The following is a 3,516-nucleotide window of genomic DNA, read 5'->3' as shown; positions in this document are numbered from 1 at the left end:
GCCCGCCACGGCTACCGCGGCACCACCGTGCGGGCGATCGCCGAACGCGCCGGGGTGGACCCGGCGCTGGTGATGTACCACTACGGCAGCAAGGAGAACGTGTTCTCCACGGTGATCCGCGAGACGATGCGCGCCGAGGAGTTGCTGCCCGAGCTGCCCCGGCTGCTCGACGAGGTCGCCGACACCGACAGCACCGACGACCCCGCCGCGGACGGCACCTGCCCCGGCGGGCCCGGCAGCCGGCTGCTGCGCGGCTTCCTCACCCGCTGGGAGGACGCCGCCACCCGCTCCTCGCTGCTCGTGGTCTTCCGCTCCGCGATGGAGCACCCCGAGGCGTCGCAGCTCTTCCGCGAGGTCGCCGGCGGCGAGTTGCTGCTGCCCCTGGCCCGCCGCATCCCGGCCCCGGACCCGGAGTTGCGCGCCGCGCTGGTCGCCTCGCTGCTCGTCGGGCTGGTCACCGGGCGCTACGTGGTGCCCATCGATCCGCTGGCCGGAATGGAGCTGGACACCGTCGTCGGCCTCTACGGCCCGTACGCCGACGACATGCTGCTCGGCCGGCTGGGCGGCTCCCCGCCGCCCGGCCGGCCCGCTGCGTGACCCCGCGGCGGGCTTCACCGCCGCGGGGCCGGTGCCGTCGTCAGTGGCTCGTCGGCAGCGTGCCGCCGACGAGCGCGTCCACCACGTGGCGCCGCTGGAGCTTGCCGCTCGGGGTCTTGGGCAGCGTACCCCGCGGCACCACCTCCACCCGGTCGGGACGCAGTCCCGTCTCGGCGGAGACCGCCTGGATGACGCCCTCGCGGATCCGGGCGACGGCGTCGGCGTCCGCGTGGCTCTTCGACTCGACCACCAGCACCAGCGCCTCCGTGCTGCGCTCCTCGTCGGGGCAGCCGACCGCGGCGATGGAGTTCGCCCGCAGGCCCTCCACCGAGGCGGCGGCCGACTCGAAGGCGTACGGGTGGTAGTTGGACCCGGCGATGATGACGACGTCCTTGATGCGGCCGGTGACGTAGGTCTGACCGGCGTCGGTGAAGCCCTGGTCGCCGGTGTTCAGCCAGCCGTCGTCGGCCAGGACCTTCGCGGTCTCCTCGGGCTGGCGGTAGTAGCCGGACATCATCGAGGCGGTACGCAGCAGGATGGTGCCCTGCCTGCGGTCCGGCAGGTCGGCGCCCGCGTCGTCCACGACGCGCAGCTCCATCCCCGTCAGCGGGGTGCCGGAGGAGACCAGCTCCTGCGCGTCGGCGGCGCCGGCCCCGGCCTCCACGGCCTCGCCGTCCGCGGCCAGCCGGTCCCGGCTGACGGTGAGCGTGGTCAGCGGCTCGCCGGGCACGCACATCGTCGCGGCCAGGGTGATCTCCGCCATGCCGTAGCAGGGCATCATCGAACGCTCGCGGTAGCCGTACGCGGCCATGCGCTCGGCGAACAGGCGCAGCGTGTTCGCCTGCACGACCTCCGCGCCGTTGCCCGCGACCCGCCAGGCGCTCAGGTCGAGGCCGGCCAGCTTGGCGTCGGGGATGTTCGAGGCGCACATGCGGTACGCGAAGTTGGGCGCCGAGGTGAACGTGCCGCGGTAGCGGTGCATCGCCCACAGCCACCGCTCGGGCCGTACCGCGAACGACAGCGGCGGCATGCTGGCCACCGGCAGCCCGTGCACCAGCGGGGCGAGGTTCAGCCCGATCAGGCCCATGTCGTGGTGCATCGGCAGCCAGCTCACGATCAGGTCGCCGGCGCGGTACGCGCGCTCGCCGATGGCCGCGGCGTTCGCGAATATCGACTCGTGCGTCAGGGTCACGCCCCGGCTGTCGCCCGTGGTGCCCGAGGTGAACTGCAGCAGCGCGATGTCGTCGGGCTTGGCCTGCGCGGTGGCCAGGTCGAGGCCGCCCTCGAACGGCGGCTCGACGATCGCGACGCCCGCCTCCTTGCACGGCTCCGTCACGGCGTCGAGGAACTCCGGCGCGACGACCACGGCCCGCGGCTCCGCGCGGCTGATCAGCAGCCGCAGCCGGTCGGCCCAGCGCTGCCGGCGCATCGTCGCCAGCGGCGGCTCGCTGACGAACGGGATGGCGCCCAGCAGGAAGCAGCCGTGCAGGGTGGCGTACGCGTCGGCGCTGGTGTCCATGCAGACGCCGACGCGGTCACCGCGCCGTACGCCGTGCTCCGCGAGGGTCGTCGCGGCGGCACCCGCGCGCTCTGCCAGCTCCGCCGCCGTCAGCCGCACGGCGTCCCCGGAGCCCTCGACGTACGCCAGCGGGCGGTCGGGGTCGCTGTCCGCCAGATCGAGCAGCGCCGCGCCTATCGTGGCGGCCGAAGTCATCGCGACCGGGGCCGGGTCCGTCTCGGGCTGAAATCCCGCGCGGTCTCCGTGGATTTCCTCGGTCGAAACGGCAATTGTCATTCCATACCCCCGAATTGACTGCCGCGGTCGCGGCATGAAATGGGCTGGCTGAGGTAGGGTCATGATGCGCGGCGGGCAACAGCGCCGTCAAGTCGGGTAATTCCAGGTCGGGGCTTTAGCGGGCCGCTAGACCCCCCTTAGTCGGTTCGACCACGATGGACTCGCCAGAATAGTGCTGCGTGTTCCCGACGCGTAGCAGAACAGTCCCCGCGGTCCCTTACCGGGATTTCACCGACGCATACTGAAGGAACGACTCGACATGTTTGCGCTCGCATTCCCGGGCCAGGGTTCGCAGCACAAAGGTATGGGTGCGCAGCTCTTCGGCAGGTTCCCGGAGGAGACCGCCCGCGCGGACGAGGTTCTCGGCTACTCGATCGAGGAACTGTGCCGCGACGACGTCGACGGACGGCTGCAGAACACCGAGTACACGCAGCCCGCGCTCTTCGTCGTCAACGCGCTGAGCCACCTGGCCCACCGCGCCGACGGCGGCGCAGAACCCGACTACCTCGCCGGGCACAGCCTGGGCGAGTACAACGCCCTGCACGCCGCCGGCGCCTTCGACTTCGCCACCGGGCTGCGCCTGGTCGCCAAGCGCGGCGAGCTGATGTCCCGGGTGGCGGACGGTGGCATGGCCGCGGTCGTCGGGCTGACGGCGGAGCAGGTCGCCGAACTCCTGGGCCGGCCGGGCCTGGAGAACCTGTCGATCGCCAACTACAACAACCCCACGCAGACGGTGGTCGCCGGCCCGCGCGAGGACGTGGCGGGCGCGCGCGCCGTCTTCGAGGAGGCCGGCGCCGGCCTGTTCACCGTGCTCCGTGTCAGCGGCGCGTTCCACTCCCCGTACATGTCGGCGATCCAGGGCGAGTTCGCCGAGTTCCTCGGCGGCTTCACCTTCGCGCCGCCGGGCGTGCCCGTCATCTCCAACGTGACCGCCCTGCCCTACGAGGACGACGTCGCCGCCGCGCTGGTACGCCAGCTCGACCACCCCGTGCGCTGGACCGACACCGTCCGCTACCTCATCGCGCAGGGTGTGGCGGACATCAAGCCCGTCGGGCCGGGCCGGGCCATGCGCGGGCTGATCAAGGCCACCCGGCGCGACGAGGAGCGCCGCGCGCAGGAGGCGG

At 72.6% G+C, this 3,516-nt stretch carries 3 protein-coding genes; 2 read left to right on the top strand and 1 reads right to left on the bottom strand.

Translation table 11 applies throughout. From position 1 onward, the window contains the following. A partial coding sequence (locus H5J30_RS22495; protein ID WP_181789202.1) for a TetR/AcrR family transcriptional regulator occupies window positions 1-597 on the top strand: 597 nt, incomplete at its 5' end. Window positions 598-637: 40 nt separating this feature from the next. Here H5J30_RS22495 and H5J30_RS22490 read toward each other — a convergent pair. Next, entirely contained in the window at window positions 638-2,311 is a 1,674-nt protein-coding gene (locus H5J30_RS22490; RefSeq protein ID WP_181789201.1) for a fatty acyl-AMP ligase, read from the bottom strand. Window positions 2,312-2,696: 385 nt separating this feature from the next. Here H5J30_RS22490 and fabD point away from each other — a divergent pair. Further along, window positions 2,697-3,516, top strand: an 820-nt coding sequence (gene fabD / locus H5J30_RS22485; protein ID WP_258563481.1) for an ACP S-malonyltransferase, incomplete at its 3' end; no start/stop codon positions are given.

This window comes from Streptomyces phytophilus, from assembly GCF_013870535.1.
In the GTDB taxonomy this organism is placed as follows: domain Bacteria; phylum Actinomycetota; class Actinomycetes; order Streptomycetales; family Streptomycetaceae; genus Streptomyces; species Streptomyces phytophilus.
This window is presented reverse-complemented; position numbering and strand designations above follow the sequence as displayed.